Below are 13,907 nucleotides of genomic sequence, written 5' to 3'. Positions count from 1 at the left end.
GGTTTTGCAGATGTTTGCCTTTCACAACGCCTTCATTTTCCGATGCATTTTATTTCCTGCTCCGCTTCCTGTATACTGACAGTAACGTTCAATCGCAGGGGGTTGTTCCGTTTGCTGATGAATTTTTTCAGGCGAAAAGCAGTTATGCTCTTAACGATTTTGGGAATTTCCGCTCCTTTTATCGGAATGAAGATGGTGGGCTTTTATTATTACAGCTCAATTATAGGCTGTGCAGCGGGTTTTCTTTGCTGCATTCTCGCTCTCATCCTGGTTACGAAAAGATCTGCCAAAGACAAAAATGAAGGGAAAGCTTGATACATAAAAAACCAGCAGCCTGATGGGGCTGCTGGTTTTATTTTAGGAGTCTTAATCCGTTTAGTATGACCAAAATCGTACTTCCCTCATGACCAATCACGCCAAATGGCAATTCCATCACCTGCAAAAAGTTTGCACAAATAAGCAGACAGATCACAGCTAGAGAAAACACGATATTTTGTTTAATGATCCTGTTCATTTTCCGTGACAAGCGGCACATGTTTACGAGCTTTTTCAAGTCGTTTTTCATGAGGACCATATCAGCGGTCTCAAGTGCTACATCTGTTCCGCCGCCCATCGCAATGCCGACATCCGCCGCTTTGAGCGCCGGCGCATCATTGATTCCGTCACCAACCATTGCTATCGTTCCGAATTCTTCTTTTAAACGTTTGATTTCATTCACTTTTTGGTCAGGCAGGCATTCTGCCGCAACAGTTGTCATGCCGGCTTCCTTGGCAATCACTTGAGCCGTGTCCTCGTGATCTCCTGTCAGCATGGCCGTTTTAATCCCAAGTCGGTTCAGTTCCTCCATGACCTCTTTTGCTTCAGGCCTGATTTGGTCCTTCAGTACAATACAGCCCGCTATTTGATTATCCTTTTTCACAAATACAATCGTATTGCCGCTTTGAATGATATCTGATGCTGTCTGTTTCATAAATTGCGCCGCCATTTCCTCGCCGATAAAACCTGCTTTACCGACCTTCCATTTCGCGCCCGACACTTCTGCCATAACGCCAAACCCTGATGTTTCTTCTATAGATATGTAGCCGGACTGATTCACGCCGCGGCTTTCAGCGTACGCCGTTATGGCCTGGGCAAGCGGATGGCTTGATTGCGTTTCGATGGCATAGACAGCCTCAAGAACTTCCGCTTCACTGAATCCTTCTGCTATTCTGATCGTCTCAACGGCAGGCTGGCCTTTTGTTACAGTACCGGTTTTATCAAAGGCGATCATTTGCACAGAGCCCAGCTGTTCAAGAAAGACGCTTCCTTTCACAAGCATACCGTTGCGGGCGCCATTTGAAATCAGGGACAACGCCGCCGGCATAATAGAGGCGACAAGCGCACAAGGTGACGCGACAACCATAAACACCATTGCGCGGTAGAAGGTTTCACTCCAGCTCCAGCCCAGCGCAAAGTGCGGGATGAATAACAGGAGCCCCACCGCAATTAACACACCTTTCACATAAGCATTTTCAAATCGTTCGATGAAAGCCTGTGCGGGTGATACACTGTTTTGCGCTGATTCAACCAGTTTGATAATTTTTCTGAATAACGAATCTTCATTTGCTTTCGTGACACGAACAGTCAAGGATCCATTGCGATTCACCGTCCCTGTGAATACAGCGTCGCCTGTGTTTTTTTCTACAGGCATTGATTCACCTGTTAATGCCGACTCGTCAAGGCTTGTCGAGCCCGATTCAATGATACCGTCTGCTGCTACTCGTTCTCCAGGTTTGATCACAATCATATCACCGGCCTGCAAGTCTGAAACTGGAACCCTTTTGGTTTCATCATCGATCAGCAATGTTGCTTCTTCAGGTTCAAGCTGCATTAAAGACGTTAAATCTCTGCTGCTTTTATTCATTGTGTATGTTTCTAAAGCTCCGCTTAAGGAAAAAATAAATATTAAAATAGCACCCTCTGCCCAGTATCCAATCAAGGCGGAGCCAATAGCAGCGAAAATCATTAAAAGTTCTACATTCAGCGTTTTGGATTCGAGCGTTTCTTCGATTCCTTCCTTTGCTTTAGCGAATCCGCCGATCACAAAAGCCAGCAAGAAAAGTGTTACAGATAATACTTGATGGCCGGATAAGAGCCAGCCAGCCAAGATAAGAGCGCCTGATACAAGTGCTGCAATAAGCTCTGCGTGCTGCGCCCAGTTTTTTTCTCTCTTGTCTGTTTTCAATGGCTCGTGCGGATCGCGTTGAACGATAACTTGTTCATTCATATCGAATTCTCCTCTCTAATTGAGAACGTAAATCATCTTCATTTCTCTTATAAAAAACAAAATCGCCGCCCAAAAGGCAGCTTTATCGTCAGTTATTTCTTGATGTCTTCCTTTATTATAGCACGTAAGAATAGAATTTCAATTATAATTATTTTAATTTCTTTTTGATAATAATTATCATTAGCATTCTCAATTCTTCCCTTAATGAAAAAAGCTGAGAGTCTATGCTCTCAGCTATTCTTCCGTCCATTCCTTCAGTTGTTCCGCCGTCATCGGGCCAATTTTTGTTTTTTCAATTTCTCCCTTTTCATTCAGCAAAAATGATGTTGGGATCGTGATGATATGATACTCCTTCATCAATTCCCCTTTTGAGTCAAGGACAATCGGAAACGTCAGCTTGTTTGCTTTAATAAAGTCTTCAACGGCTTGCTGATTTTGTTCCGAATTCACTAAATTCACCGTGACCAGCTTTACGCTGTCGGATGGATGGGCATCATAAAACGACTGAAACTGTGGAAGCTCCTTTTTGCAGGGCGGACACCATGATGTCCAAAAATGGAGAATTGTTTTTTGCCCTTTATTCGGAATCGAGATGTCCTCCCCTTCTATCGTTTTCATAAGAAAAACAGCGGGAACAGCAGGCTGTTTTCCCTCGGCTTGTGCCGAACCTGGAAACCATGCAATCAACCCTAATAACACAATGTATATAGTAAGCAAGCGCTTCGTCAACATGGAATCTTCCTTTCATGCTTTTCAATTAGCTTGCCCTGCTGTTCCTTTATCATCCTTCAATTCGCGGCGCCCTGTTCCCTCCCGTAAGCAATACAGATACTTGCAGTGCTTTGCAGATCGTGGCATAGTGCAGGCTCGTCAAAAGAATCATGCCAGTGTTCATCCCGAGGATAATCCCGAGCATTTGCAGATTCTCCATTGACCCCAGTACATACATCATACTCAGCGCAACGATATGGCTCCACACATTGTGATAAAAAGCCTCTTTCACAAAGCCCATTCCGATTAAGCATGCCTGCAGCGGCATGACAAACAGATGAAAGAGAAAGTAAGGCCACAACAGCTGCAAGTAATACTGCGCTTCAGGAGAGTGAAAAAACAAATGTGTGAGTGGTCCCGCAAACTGGAACATGATCCAGACAGCCGGTATACCGTAACCTAATGTAATGAAAATCGACTGCTTCAGCCTTTTTAACACGATGTCATACTGTGAAAGTGCATAAGCTTCCGAAATACTTGGTATCATGACAACCATTAACGAATGGGCAATAAATGCAGGGAACGAACCTATCGTCACAGCCACTCCAGCCAGCATTCCGTATTGATCGATCGCCGCTGTCCCGGCAACGCCCGCAGCCAAAAGCGCTCCTTTCACTAAAAAGGGTTCAATTGCGTTGACAACGGCATGAAAAATGCGCAATCCTGTAGTAGGAATTGAAACGGCAAGCAGCCTTTTTCTTACATCCTTTCCGCGCAAATGAATGTGCTGCTGGCCGGATACCGCACGCCTTGCCATAATAAATTGTGAATATAAATAAACAAGCACGACCACATCACTCACGACTAAAACAAACAAGGAAATCAGCACAGCCATGTCCAATTCAAATGAGTACCATTGAAAGAAGATGAATAAGCACAAGAGCTGAATGATTTTTTTCAGCACATTGGCAATTGCGATTTTCCCCATTTTCTGCACACCCATAAAGTAGCCTCTGGCGATCGAAGTAAAGGCGACAACAGGAATTAAGCCGATGACAATCCCTTTAATAAACGGGTGGTATGTATCAAATACCGGAATAAACGGAAGCGCAATACTAGCGGCGGCAGTAGAAAAAGCGGTGAAAATGGCTGTCATTCTAAAAGCGTGCCTTAGCATGCTTTCATGAAGCTTAGGATTTGACTCGGCAATGAATTTAGAAATGGATATCGGCAGTTCCAGGCTCGCGATGACAATAATTAAAAAGATCGTGGGCAAAATACTCATGTAAAGCCCCATCCCATGCTCGCCAAGCTCTCGTGCCAAAATCATATTTACGACAAATTCAAGGCATTCAGCGAAAAAGGCGGCAATGGATAGAAGAATGATCCCTTTCACAAATCGATTCATGATGTCTCTCCTTGTCTCTTGTACTACCAACATCATATGAGACAAGTTCAAAAATTATTTTATTTTTACTCTTTATATGAAAAAAAGCACAGTTGAGACCTATTGTCTCTTCTATGCTTAAACGGCAAAAACGTGTCTGCCGATTTTTTCGACGATTTTTCTTGAACGAATCCAATTATCTGACGCTGTTTTCGGATTATAAAAGAAGATGGCATCTGTTTCTCTATTTTTTGAGGACAGTGCTTCTTCGGCAGCTTCAATCGATTCTTTGTCAGGCTTTTGATTAATGCTGCCGTTTGCGACCGGTTCAAAGGCGTTTTTCTGATAGATAACTCCTCTAATCGTATCAGGAAAACCTTTTTTCTCCGTTCTGTTCAGTACAACGCTTGCTACAGCGACCTTGCCTTTATATGATTCTCCTTTGGCCTCTGCGTGAACGAGACGGGACAGCAACTCTTTTTCAGACTGTGTATATGTTTCTTTCTCATCATTTGTTTTGTCCGGTTTATCTTTCTCTTTCTTTTCAGTGTGTGCTGATAGCTTAATCGGTTTTATTTTCTTGTCCTTATCAGCAGACAGTGAAGGGAAAGATTCATTCGTATTTCGATCTATATGTGTAAGCCATTTCGCTTCTTCATGTTTTGTCTTCTTTGCGCTCAGTAGTGAAGCTTGTGTATGCTCAATTTTGGCTGCAGGCATGAAACAAAGAAGAAAAACAGCCAGAGCAGTGAATTTCGTTGTCATACAATTTCCTCCTTAAAGTGCTCAAAAAAACACTTCATTACCTTAACAAGAGATCCATTCATTTTCACGGAAAAAGATTTTCCAACTCTCCCAAGGAGGCATCAGGATGGAATAAAGAGGATGACTCACTGCTTACTGGCAGAAAAACAGCCTGAAATTCTATAAATCTTGTCAAATTGATACATGTTTATCCATTTATAACACTTTACATTTTATTTACATCTGTTACAGACGGATGTAATAAAAGGCTTGTATTCTGTCATATATGATAAAAAGGCTTCTCACATATGAGAAACCTTCAGCTTCTTGGCTGTTCTAAGTATTGAAATATGACATCTCCGCCTTGCTGGGCAATTCCTCGGAAATGTTTAAAATCATCTTGTTTAGATAACACAGCCCTGAAATCAAGGAAATGCTCTTTTTGGACTCTCAGTTCGTTTATGGCGCCGGTGCGCAGCTGTTCAATCATTTCTGTGATCTCTTCGGGATGCAACGAAAATTCCCCCTTTTCTTTCTATTGACGAAAATCAATATATCATCTTTAATGCGACAGGACAATTCATAAGGGAGATAAAACTCCTTATCGCTTTACTTCTCAATAAAAATACTGCAAAATACTTTCAAAAGGCATTATTATGTTAAAAGGAGAGGAAGCTTGTGAAAATCGCTAAGGTTGGAAATGTCATTGAATTTAAAAACGGATTAACCGGTGTTGTTGAAAAAGTAAATGAGAATTCTGTTATCGTTGATGTGACGATCATGGATAACTATCGGGATCTTGAGTTAGATTCATTGACAGTTGTTAATCATAAAAATTATAAGATCATCAGAGACTCCTATTAAAACCTCCTTATTTCCACATTATTCAAAAAAACTGCAAGACGAACAATTAAACACCTTACATATGAAATTCGCTTTCTCAAAAGCTGCCGGCCGGCAGCTTTTTTACATAAAAAACACCGATTTATGAATCGGCGTTTTGGTCTATTTCCGTTATTTCTATATAGAACTTGCTGACAGCCCCTGGTTCGTACAGGTTGGTCAATGACGTTGAATAATTTGTCATTTCACCCCGGAAAGCAAGATCTCGTTCTGGAACCTCGACATTAAACGTTTTTTCATACAACAGGACGGCGATATCATGGTAAGTCTCACTCGTAACGTTTAGGGTACATGCAATTTTGCGCTTCGGCTCGTTTTCTTCTTGATATGCTGCTATTTCTAATGTTACATTGTTTAATCGCAGTGTCTTCACTTCTTATCAGCTCCTTTACGGTTCATGCATCTTAGCATACCTTAACGAACGTTCACAATAAATCTGTTCTGATCGTTATATTCACCATTTCTTTAGAAAAGACACCTTTACAAACATATGTTCGTTAAATTATAATAAAACAGACGAGCTGCCATCCAGCATCCCGTCTTTTCATTAGAAAGCGGCGAGTGGAATTCCCCCCGGATTCGCTCGTCTTTTTTTATATAATCAAGATGGGTAGAACGAGTAACTAAGATGCTTTTTTAAAAAATTAGACGTGATGTTACACACGTCTATGTTAGGACAATCTTGTACCTTTATCGATTATCAATCGTCTCCGGATACAAATCATGGTTCATCATACGGTAGCCCCAAGATCTCGTCGTAACGCACGGTAAGAACTGATATTTCCATTCCGAAAATGTTAACTGAAAGAGAAAAACAAGTATGACTATTCTTTAAGGAGAGGGATCTATCGGTTAGAGTGTTTGAAGCCAATAATATATGAAGCATACGCGACAATAGCAGACAAAGGTACGCATGTAGCTCGCGGTTTAGAAAAATGGTCCACGTTATCTGAGGCAAGTGAAGGTATAACACAAAAGTAAAGACGCCAGCGTGGCGTCTTTTTAATAATCACAATCTTTATCTCTACATTCTTTCTTTCTCACAGCATCTATAGTGTGCCCCATAATTTTGTCATTTGCCTTATCATAAATACCGTCAAATTTATTCGATGTATCATCGTTGTAATAGCCAAATACCTCTATTCCACCCATTGGATCTATTTCGTATTTATCTTTAAATGTAACGTTATGTATTCCTTCATAATTCGATTTGATAAATTTCTCCATTCGTTCTTGAGCAATCTTTACCTCTTCTGCCTGTTCATTTTTATCATTAATATTCTTCATTATAAAACCCCCAACTGCTATAATAATTATTATAAGGATAAAAATGTATTTTTTCATAGAATCACCCTTTCAATAATTCATTTTACATTATATGTGAGGAGTTTTGTATGACCAAGAACATAAAAGTACCTGAAGTATCTGATGAAACTTATTACATACTTAGTCGGTACGCATACAATTATAATAAACTAAAAGAAAGCCTAAAAAACAATCAACCTATTATAGCTGATAGAAACATCCCTTGGTATGTTGAGAAAATAAAAACTGACGAAGATACCGGATTGGACGCGGTTGTACTATCACAAGGAGAAAAAACAAAAAACGGCAAATGGGTTAAATCAAAAAATCCAGAAAATGTTGTTGTATCATTTGCAGGAACTGATCTCGGAAAAGACCCGATCAATGATGGCGCAAAAGCTGACGGCGGCAACATTGTTTTTGGAAGCGACCCCAAAAAAGAAGCTCATTATATCGTTGAAAAGGATGCGAAGGATACGTCTAAAACACTCGGAAAATATAACGGCACACCTTCCCAAGACGCGATGCTTACAACCGGAAACTATAAACTCATTACGAAAACAACGCAAATCGACCAAGCAGACCAACTCGTTAAAGAAGTTAAAAGAAAGTATAACGGAACATCGACGATTGTTTCAACAACAGGTCATTCACTCGGAGGAGCAGAGGCTGAATACAGTGCGGTAAACAATGATATTTATGGGGTCGCGTTTAACAGCCCTTCTGTCGTCAAACTACATACTGATAATAAGCAAGAAGAAATAAACGATGGCTTGTACGACCCTTACGTGAGGTCTATTATCAACCCGGATGATATGGTCGGAGCTGGTTATTGGAACGAATATGACCGCCACAACGGGACCACAATTTACACAAAAAACCCTGTACTTTCACAGATCAATCGCAAACAAAGACTGAGTGGAAGATGGGGTGACCAAATCGAAAAGAACCTCGTCTACTTTATAGATACTGTTATTCTTCGTAATCCTGATACACACGGTCTAAATGAAGCCAACTTTACATTTGATGAAAACGGAAATATCACGAACGTAAACGGCGATGAGCTTGTGTACGATAAAAACTTAAACGCAATGCTACCGGCTGGCGCGATCGGTGGCGGGGATGCCATTAAAGTAACACCAAAAAGTGCAAAAAAACTTGCCGAAAAAGTTGACGCGATGGTCGAGGATCTAAGAACGATGAAAAAAGAAGCGCAGAATGCCTATCAAGAGCACGACGAAAAAGTTGCTGAACTAAAAACGGAATTTTACGGGCAAGTTGGGCATGGATTCTACGATCAACTGAACGCGCAGGACGTAAAAAATACGTTAGAGGATATAGCCCAATCTTACGATAAAGGACCGTTATTTTACGACACACAGGCTGAACAATCATTCATAGATTCACTACAGGCAGCGATTACAGACCTTGAGGAAATAGGCGGTTTCTTAAATAAAATCGCCGATGATTTTGAGGAAAAAGATCAAATGCTTGCCAATTGGCTAAGATTATAGGAGTGACAAAGCAATGCCAACGTTAGACAACCTTTTAGAACATAAAGATGATCCAATGCGAAAACAGCTGCAGCGTCAAATGTTAAAAGCAGGTATGACGCAAGTGGCAAATACTAAGCTTGAGACGGTTCGAAAAAACCTTAAACCAAAGTTCGAAATGAATTCGCTGCAGGAAGAATTAAACGATGTTTATTCAGCCCTTTTATACAGCTTCGAGGGAAAAGCGCAAAAAGCACTCGCTCAGCGGATTAGTGAAAGTGCCCAGCTTATCGTTAACGCGGAGAACGACGGAGAAACTTTTGTTACTAACTTTAAAACGAGATAAAAAGCCATTTTAATTATCGATGATAACCAGCAGTTTACTATAGACAAGTTCAGTCGCAGAGGTGATCGAAATGAAATTAAACGTAAAACCGCGCCTAAACGCCGTTATGAAGGCCAAGGGATGGACACAAGTGAGGCTCGCTGAAGCATCGGGTGTTACGCAAGGGTCGATATCGCGATTCGATAAGAACACTCGCCACGAAGATTGGCATGTTTTCTCTATTGCGAAGGCGCTCGAAGTAGAGGTCGAGGAATTATTCGAGATTGAAGATGCTACGGAAGAGGACGCTGAATAAATCGGCGTCTTTTTTCATAAGTCAAAGTGAATTTTTGAAATGCGCGTGTAAAATGTGTCTAGCGCCTGGGCTTTTCGTTTTTTCATACGGCTATATTTATACCGATTTAGCTCCTTCTAACTACTTAGCTCATACGTATATCGCTGTAATGTAAAGCCAAGTATATCGCGCATTAACACACGAAGACGCTACCGAGGCGTTAACGAATCAAATCGCTGAGCAAATATCGTACAATAACTAAACATCACTTCATATAATCATGTTGAAAACTAATCGAACCAAAAAAATCCCTGTCTAAAAAGACAGGGATCGTGGTCACACATTTATATATTTTCGGTCACGGTGTGGTCACAAGAGGGCCGCCAAATTGTGACCGGGTCACATTTTCGCTTAAAACTGACGTTTAATGTTCGGATTTTACCGTGACTCCACTTCGTCTCACACTCCGTTTCACACAACGGAATAATTAACGATTATCAATCGTCTCCGGATACAAATCATGGTTCATCATGCGGTACTCGGCCATTTTTTCATACTTCGTGCCAGGCTTTCCGTAGTTTGTGTACGGATCAATGGAAATTCCGCCTCTTGGCGTGAATTTGCCCCATACTTCGATGTAGCGCGGGTCCATTAATTCAATCAAGTCATTCATGATGATATTCATGCAGTCTTCGTGGAAGTCACCATGATTTCTGAAACTGAACAAGTACAGCTTTAATGATTTGCTTTCAACCATTTTTTCATCAGGAATGTAGCTGATGTAGATTGTTGCAAAGTCAGGCTGTCCTGTTTTTGGACATAGAGATGTGAATTCAGGACAATTAAATTTTACAAAGTAATCACGGTTTACGTGTTTATTCGGGAAGGATTCCAGCACGTCCGGCGCATATTCGAACAAATAATTTGTGCCTTGGTTGCCTAGCAGTGTTACACCTTCTAATTCTGATTCTTTTCTTGTCGTCATGTTCATCTTCCTTTCTATTATACGCCGCGTTTGTTGCCCCATAACAGGGTGTGCAGCTGCGGGAGCACTCTGACGAGATTCAGCTCCGCATCGACAGCTACCTTATCAACAAGCGCTTCATATTTTCCAAGTAAATGTGCAATCAGCGACTGGTCATCTGTCGTATGCACGTCATCATTGCCGACTTGTAAATAAAACGGAATCCCGGGGTACCGCTTGTGCACCGTTTTGGCAAATTCCAGATCTTCATCATTAAAGATGACAACCTTCAAGCTGACAGCATGCTGTCTATCATTCTCTTGAAGTGAAGTTAAAATGTGGTCAAGCTTTTGAAAGTTCGTCACCATTTTTGAGCTTGGCGGTTTTGGAGAGATTGTCAAATCATCAATCAGCGTAAACCAATCCTGATAAACGGTCCCTTGAGTTTCAAGCGCTGCACGGATGTTATTTTCCTTCAGCAGTTCAATAAAAGCATCCAGCTGTTTTAACAGGGCCGGGTTGCCTCCTGAGATCGTCACGTGGGAAAACGCGTCTCCCCCAATGTCCTTAAGCTCTGCAAAAATCTCCCCTGCCGTCATCCAGCGAATATCTTTTTTAGCAGATCCGTCCCAAGTGAAGGCGGAGTCACACCAGCTGCAGGAATAATCACAGCCGGCTGTTCGGACGAACATCGTTTTCTGTCCGATCACCATGCCTTCTCCTTGAATCGTCGGTCCGAAAATTTCTAATACAGGAATTCCTTTAGCCATTCAAACCACCCTTTTTCGGACGGTAGACACAGTAGCTTGTCGGTGTTTCACGGACAAACACCTGTACACAGGCCGGCTTATTCTCCAAAGTGTCTAAATAAGCCTGTACGTTGTCATAAATTGTTTTCGCCACGACTTCAGTTGTCGGCAGCGAATACCGGTCGTCCTGAGAAAAGTCTTCATGATCATTTAATAGCGTATGATCATAGTTTCCATGCACCAGTTTTTTGAGCACGCTGAAATTGACAAGGAAGCCGGAGTCGTCAAGTTCGTCGCCGGCAACGGTTATATTTACGGTATACGTATGCCCGTGAATCCTGCTGCACGCTCCCGCACTTTCCCGAGGGATAAAATGAGCGGCTGAGATGTGCATGTCCTTATTCAGTTCAAATGAATAAGGATGCTGGGCCTGCGGATAAATTTGAGATAACAATTTATGCACGCTCTCCTTTCATCACCATATATTCTTCATAACCTTTTGAACGAAGATGGCATGCCGGACATTCGCCGCAGCCGTCTGCGATGATGCCGTTATAGCACGTCAGCGTGTTGTTTTTCACAAAATCCAGCGCGCCAAGCTCATCTGCAAGCTTCCATGTTTCCGCCTTATTGAGCCACATGAGAGGCGTGTGGATCACAAACGGCTTCTCCATCGCCAGATTTACCGTTACATTGCAAGATTTCACGAATTCGTCACGACAGTCAGGATAACCGCTGAAGTCTGTCTCGCAAACTCCTGTAACAATGTGGCGCGCGCCAATTTGGTATGCCAGGATAGACGCAAAGGATAAGAATACCAAATTGCGGCCTGGAACGAATGTGGATGGCAGTTCGCCATCTTTTGCTTCTATCTCAATATCATTTCTAGTCAGGGCATTCGGCGCAAGCTGATTTAAAAGTGACATATCAAGCAAATGATTTTTCACACCAAGCTTTTCCGCAATGGATTTTGCCACTTCAATTTCCTGAGAATGCCGCTGATTATAATGAAAAGTCACCGTTTCGACTTCTTCGAATTCTTTTAAAGCCCACAGTAAGCATGTGGTGCTGTCTTGACCGCCGCTGAATACGACAATTGCTTTTTCTTTTTTCATGATTCCTCTCCTTCTCCGCAATAAACACATCGGCGAGAGACATCGCTACAGCTGATTTACGCAAAAAAACACCTTTTCGGAAGGTGCTCTAGAAAAACATAAAAAAGGCCGTATCCAAGGATACAGCTCGTCCTTAGTTTTTTATAGAGGGTGTAGCTAGAACCTCTCCCGCATACCGCACGGATTTTCTTCAATTTTTTCACTTCTGCTATCTTACCATAATGTTGTTTTTCTTGACAATAAAAAAGTCAGTCCCCGCTTCAAGATCTATTGTGACGGTTCGCTTCATTATATATAGTTATAAACTGCGCCGCCGAGGAGCCTTTTTACAAATCAAGGCGCCTATGAAGGCCAGACTCACATAGCCAAACAAAGGATAAATCGTTGAAATGAGCTTTCCGTACCCTATTTGGCTCGTGATATAAGCCGTGATCATAATGGCTGCAAAGATATATTTGCTTTTTATTGGAAGAAAACTCTGCACTTGTTTTTCTAATCCATATAAATTACCGATAACTGATGTGAACACTTCTCCGAAAATAATGAGTAAATAAATCAAATGGACAGATCTTGCAAAAAGATAAACCACTTGCGCCATCGGTATATCATACAAAAATACATCCGGAAGAGTCGACAAAGACAGAAAACTCGCGGACAGCACAATCGTCAGCATCGTGCCTCCGATTAAAGCGCCTTTTTTGATCACTTTCTCCGAGGACATTTCATTCGCCAGCGGAACCAAAACCGCTTGGGCCAGCGATAAATTCAAAGCCCCGTAAGAAAAGGCTGATAACAGCCAATCCCAGCGATGCGGCCAGACCCACTGAGCTGCGTTTCGTGATTCACTGAATATAAAAGAGTCGGCCACTACAATCATTGAAAAGATGATTAAAAGGGGAACAACAAATACATTGACACCGAAAATGCCTTTTACTCCTCTGGTCATCACAATTAAGCTCAGACCGATTGTAATAAGCATCCCAATCTGAGCGGACATCCCCAATTGTTCCTCAAAAAGCGCCCCTGCTCCTGAGAGCATAACAGATGTAACTCCGAGGAGAACAAACAGCATAAATACATTGATAATCCGCCCAGCCGTCGTCCCGAACAAAAAGATGTTCATTTCTTGATATGACTTGGCATTGATTCGCTTTGAAATGATCATCAGCTTGGCGCCCAGTAACGTAAACATTCCGCCGCTGACGAGAATGCCGAATAAACCGAACCAGCCGAACTTCAGAAAAAACTCAACAATTTCTCTGCCAGTCGCAAATCCAGCTCCGACTACTGTGCCGACATACACAAAAGCAAGCTGACCTGCAGACCCTTTTGATTGTTCCATTTCTCCCCTCCGAACGAACCGCAGTTTTGTCCATAGATGCCTTTTTATAACCTATGAGACAAGTTCCTTGAAAAGACGAAGAAAACATGTTTTACTTTGTAACAAATTAAAAAATATTGTGCAAAAGACTTGAAAGTCAAAGATGGTCAGAGTATACTATTAATCAAAGTTGGTCAAACAAACCGGCCTTTTTTAAAAAACATTTGGTCAAAGATAGTCAAAAAGTAAAGTTGCTTTGAGCATATTGTTTTGAATGCCGTTACGTTTGCCATATACTAATAGTCAAAGAAGGTCAAATTCGATAGACC

Annotated in this window: 17 protein-coding genes and 1 riboswitch; of the genes, 5 read left to right on the top strand and 12 right to left on the bottom strand. The window is 41.8% G+C overall.

Annotated features, from left to right (window positions below; genetic code table 11):
• Nucleotides 1-111: 111 nt before the first annotated feature.
• Complete coding sequence (locus tag CDO84_RS06550) at nucleotides 112-315, top strand: hypothetical protein (RefSeq protein WP_014663767.1); 204 nt, start codon at nucleotides 112-114, stop codon at nucleotides 313-315.
• Between the two features lie 37 nt (nucleotides 316-352).
• Here the strand turns inward: CDO84_RS06550 and pfeT are convergent, their stop codons facing one another.
• The 5 genes from pfeT to CDO84_RS06525 form a co-directional block, all read right to left on the bottom strand.
• On the bottom strand, nucleotides 353-2,266 hold the full coding sequence (pfeT, locus tag CDO84_RS06545) for a metal-transporting ATPase PfeT (protein ID WP_040083294.1): 1,914 nt from the start codon (nucleotides 2,264-2,266) through the stop codon (nucleotides 353-355).
• 234 nt (nucleotides 2,267-2,500) lie between these two features.
• Nucleotides 2,501-2,998: a sporulation thiol-disulfide oxidoreductase StoA gene (stoA, locus tag CDO84_RS06540; RefSeq protein WP_014663765.1), complete on the bottom strand. Its 498-nt coding sequence runs from the start codon at nucleotides 2,996-2,998 to the stop codon at nucleotides 2,501-2,503.
• Between the two features lie 49 nt (nucleotides 2,999-3,047).
• Entirely contained in the window at nucleotides 3,048-4,385 is a 1,338-nt protein-coding gene (gene ykvU, locus CDO84_RS06535) for a sporulation protein YkvU (protein ID WP_014663764.1), read from the bottom strand.
• A 117-nt stretch (nucleotides 4,386-4,502) separates the two neighbouring features.
• The gene (locus CDO84_RS06530; protein ID WP_003232442.1) at nucleotides 4,503-5,129 is read right to left on the bottom strand and encodes a cell wall hydrolase; all 627 of its coding nucleotides are present in this window, start codon (nucleotides 5,127-5,129) and stop codon (nucleotides 4,503-4,505) included.
• Between the two features lie 298 nt (nucleotides 5,130-5,427).
• Nucleotides 5,428-5,622: a hypothetical protein gene (locus CDO84_RS06525; RefSeq protein WP_014663763.1), complete on the bottom strand. Its 195-nt coding sequence runs from the start codon at nucleotides 5,620-5,622 to the stop codon at nucleotides 5,428-5,430.
• Between the two features lie 164 nt (nucleotides 5,623-5,786).
• Between CDO84_RS06525 and CDO84_RS06520 the strand changes: the two genes are divergently transcribed.
• Entirely contained in the window at nucleotides 5,787-5,972 is a 186-nt protein-coding gene (locus tag CDO84_RS06520) for a YkvS family protein (RefSeq protein WP_003232446.1), read from the top strand.
• A 121-nt stretch (nucleotides 5,973-6,093) separates the two neighbouring features.
• Here the strand turns inward: CDO84_RS06520 and CDO84_RS06515 are convergent, their stop codons facing one another.
• Both CDO84_RS06515 and CDO84_RS06505 read right to left on the bottom strand, forming a co-directional pair.
• The gene (locus CDO84_RS06515) at nucleotides 6,094-6,384 is read right to left on the bottom strand and encodes a YkvR family protein (protein WP_040083295.1); all 291 of its coding nucleotides are present in this window, start codon (nucleotides 6,382-6,384) and stop codon (nucleotides 6,094-6,096) included.
• Between the two features lie 629 nt (nucleotides 6,385-7,013).
• Nucleotides 7,014-7,298 carry a DUF1433 domain-containing protein gene (locus CDO84_RS06505; RefSeq protein ID WP_373922685.1) on the bottom strand — a complete coding sequence of 95 codons (285 nt, stop codon included), beginning with the start codon at nucleotides 7,296-7,298 and terminating at the stop codon, nucleotides 7,014-7,016.
• A 107-nt stretch (nucleotides 7,299-7,405) separates the two neighbouring features.
• Between CDO84_RS06505 and CDO84_RS06500 the strand changes: the two genes are divergently transcribed.
• The 3 genes from CDO84_RS06500 to CDO84_RS06490 all read left to right on the top strand — a co-directional run bounded on the left by CDO84_RS06500 (nucleotide 7,406) and on the right by CDO84_RS06490 (nucleotide 9,450).
• Nucleotides 7,406-8,830: a lipase gene (locus CDO84_RS06500; protein ID WP_040083297.1), complete on the top strand. Its 1,425-nt coding sequence runs from the start codon at nucleotides 7,406-7,408 to the stop codon at nucleotides 8,828-8,830.
• Between the two features lie 13 nt (nucleotides 8,831-8,843).
• Entirely contained in the window at nucleotides 8,844-9,155 is a 312-nt protein-coding gene (locus tag CDO84_RS06495) for a hypothetical protein (RefSeq protein WP_040083298.1), read from the top strand.
• 70 nt (nucleotides 9,156-9,225) lie between these two features.
• Nucleotides 9,226-9,450, top strand: coding sequence for a helix-turn-helix domain-containing protein (locus CDO84_RS06490; protein WP_040083299.1), 225 nt, complete (start codon nucleotides 9,226-9,228; stop codon nucleotides 9,448-9,450).
• Nucleotides 9,451-9,916: 466 nt separating this feature from the next.
• Here CDO84_RS06490 and queF read toward each other — a convergent pair whose 3' ends face one another.
• The 5 genes from queF to CDO84_RS06465 form a co-directional block, all read right to left on the bottom strand.
• Nucleotides 9,917-10,414 carry a preQ(1) synthase gene (queF, locus tag CDO84_RS06485; RefSeq protein ID WP_003218613.1) on the bottom strand — a complete coding sequence of 166 codons (498 nt, stop codon included), beginning with the start codon at nucleotides 10,412-10,414 and terminating at the stop codon, nucleotides 9,917-9,919.
• Nucleotides 10,415-10,431: 17 nt separating this feature from the next.
• Nucleotides 10,432-11,163, bottom strand: a complete 732-nt coding sequence (queE, locus tag CDO84_RS06480) for a 7-carboxy-7-deazaguanine synthase QueE (RefSeq protein ID WP_040083300.1) — start codon at nucleotides 11,161-11,163, stop codon at nucleotides 10,432-10,434.
• Nucleotides 11,156-11,605 carry a 6-carboxytetrahydropterin synthase QueD gene (queD, locus tag CDO84_RS06475; protein ID WP_080478214.1) on the bottom strand — a complete coding sequence of 150 codons (450 nt, stop codon included), beginning with the start codon at nucleotides 11,603-11,605 and terminating at the stop codon, nucleotides 11,156-11,158. Before queD ends, queE begins: the two co-directional genes overlap by 8 nt.
• Nucleotides 11,598-12,257 (bottom strand): 7-cyano-7-deazaguanine synthase QueC, encoded by a 660-nt coding sequence (gene queC, locus CDO84_RS06470; protein WP_040083302.1) that lies wholly within the window; start codon nucleotides 12,255-12,257, stop codon nucleotides 11,598-11,600. Before queC ends, queD begins: the two co-directional genes overlap by 8 nt.
• Nucleotides 12,258-12,384: 127 nt before the next feature.
• Nucleotides 12,385-12,429: riboswitch (PreQ1 riboswitch) on the bottom strand.
• 126 nt (nucleotides 12,430-12,555) lie between these two features.
• Complete coding sequence (locus CDO84_RS06465; RefSeq protein WP_040083303.1) at nucleotides 12,556-13,599, bottom strand: YkvI family membrane protein; 1,044 nt, start codon at nucleotides 13,597-13,599, stop codon at nucleotides 12,556-12,558.
• Between the last annotated feature and the right edge of the window lie 308 nt (nucleotides 13,600-13,907).

Origin of the sequence: Bacillus sp. MD-5, from assembly GCF_002201875.1 — a bacterium.
Lineage (GTDB): Bacteria > Bacillota > Bacilli > Bacillales > Bacillaceae > Bacillus > Bacillus stercoris.
Note: the sequence above shows the minus strand (reverse complement) of the source record. Positions and strands in the feature narration are given on the sequence as shown.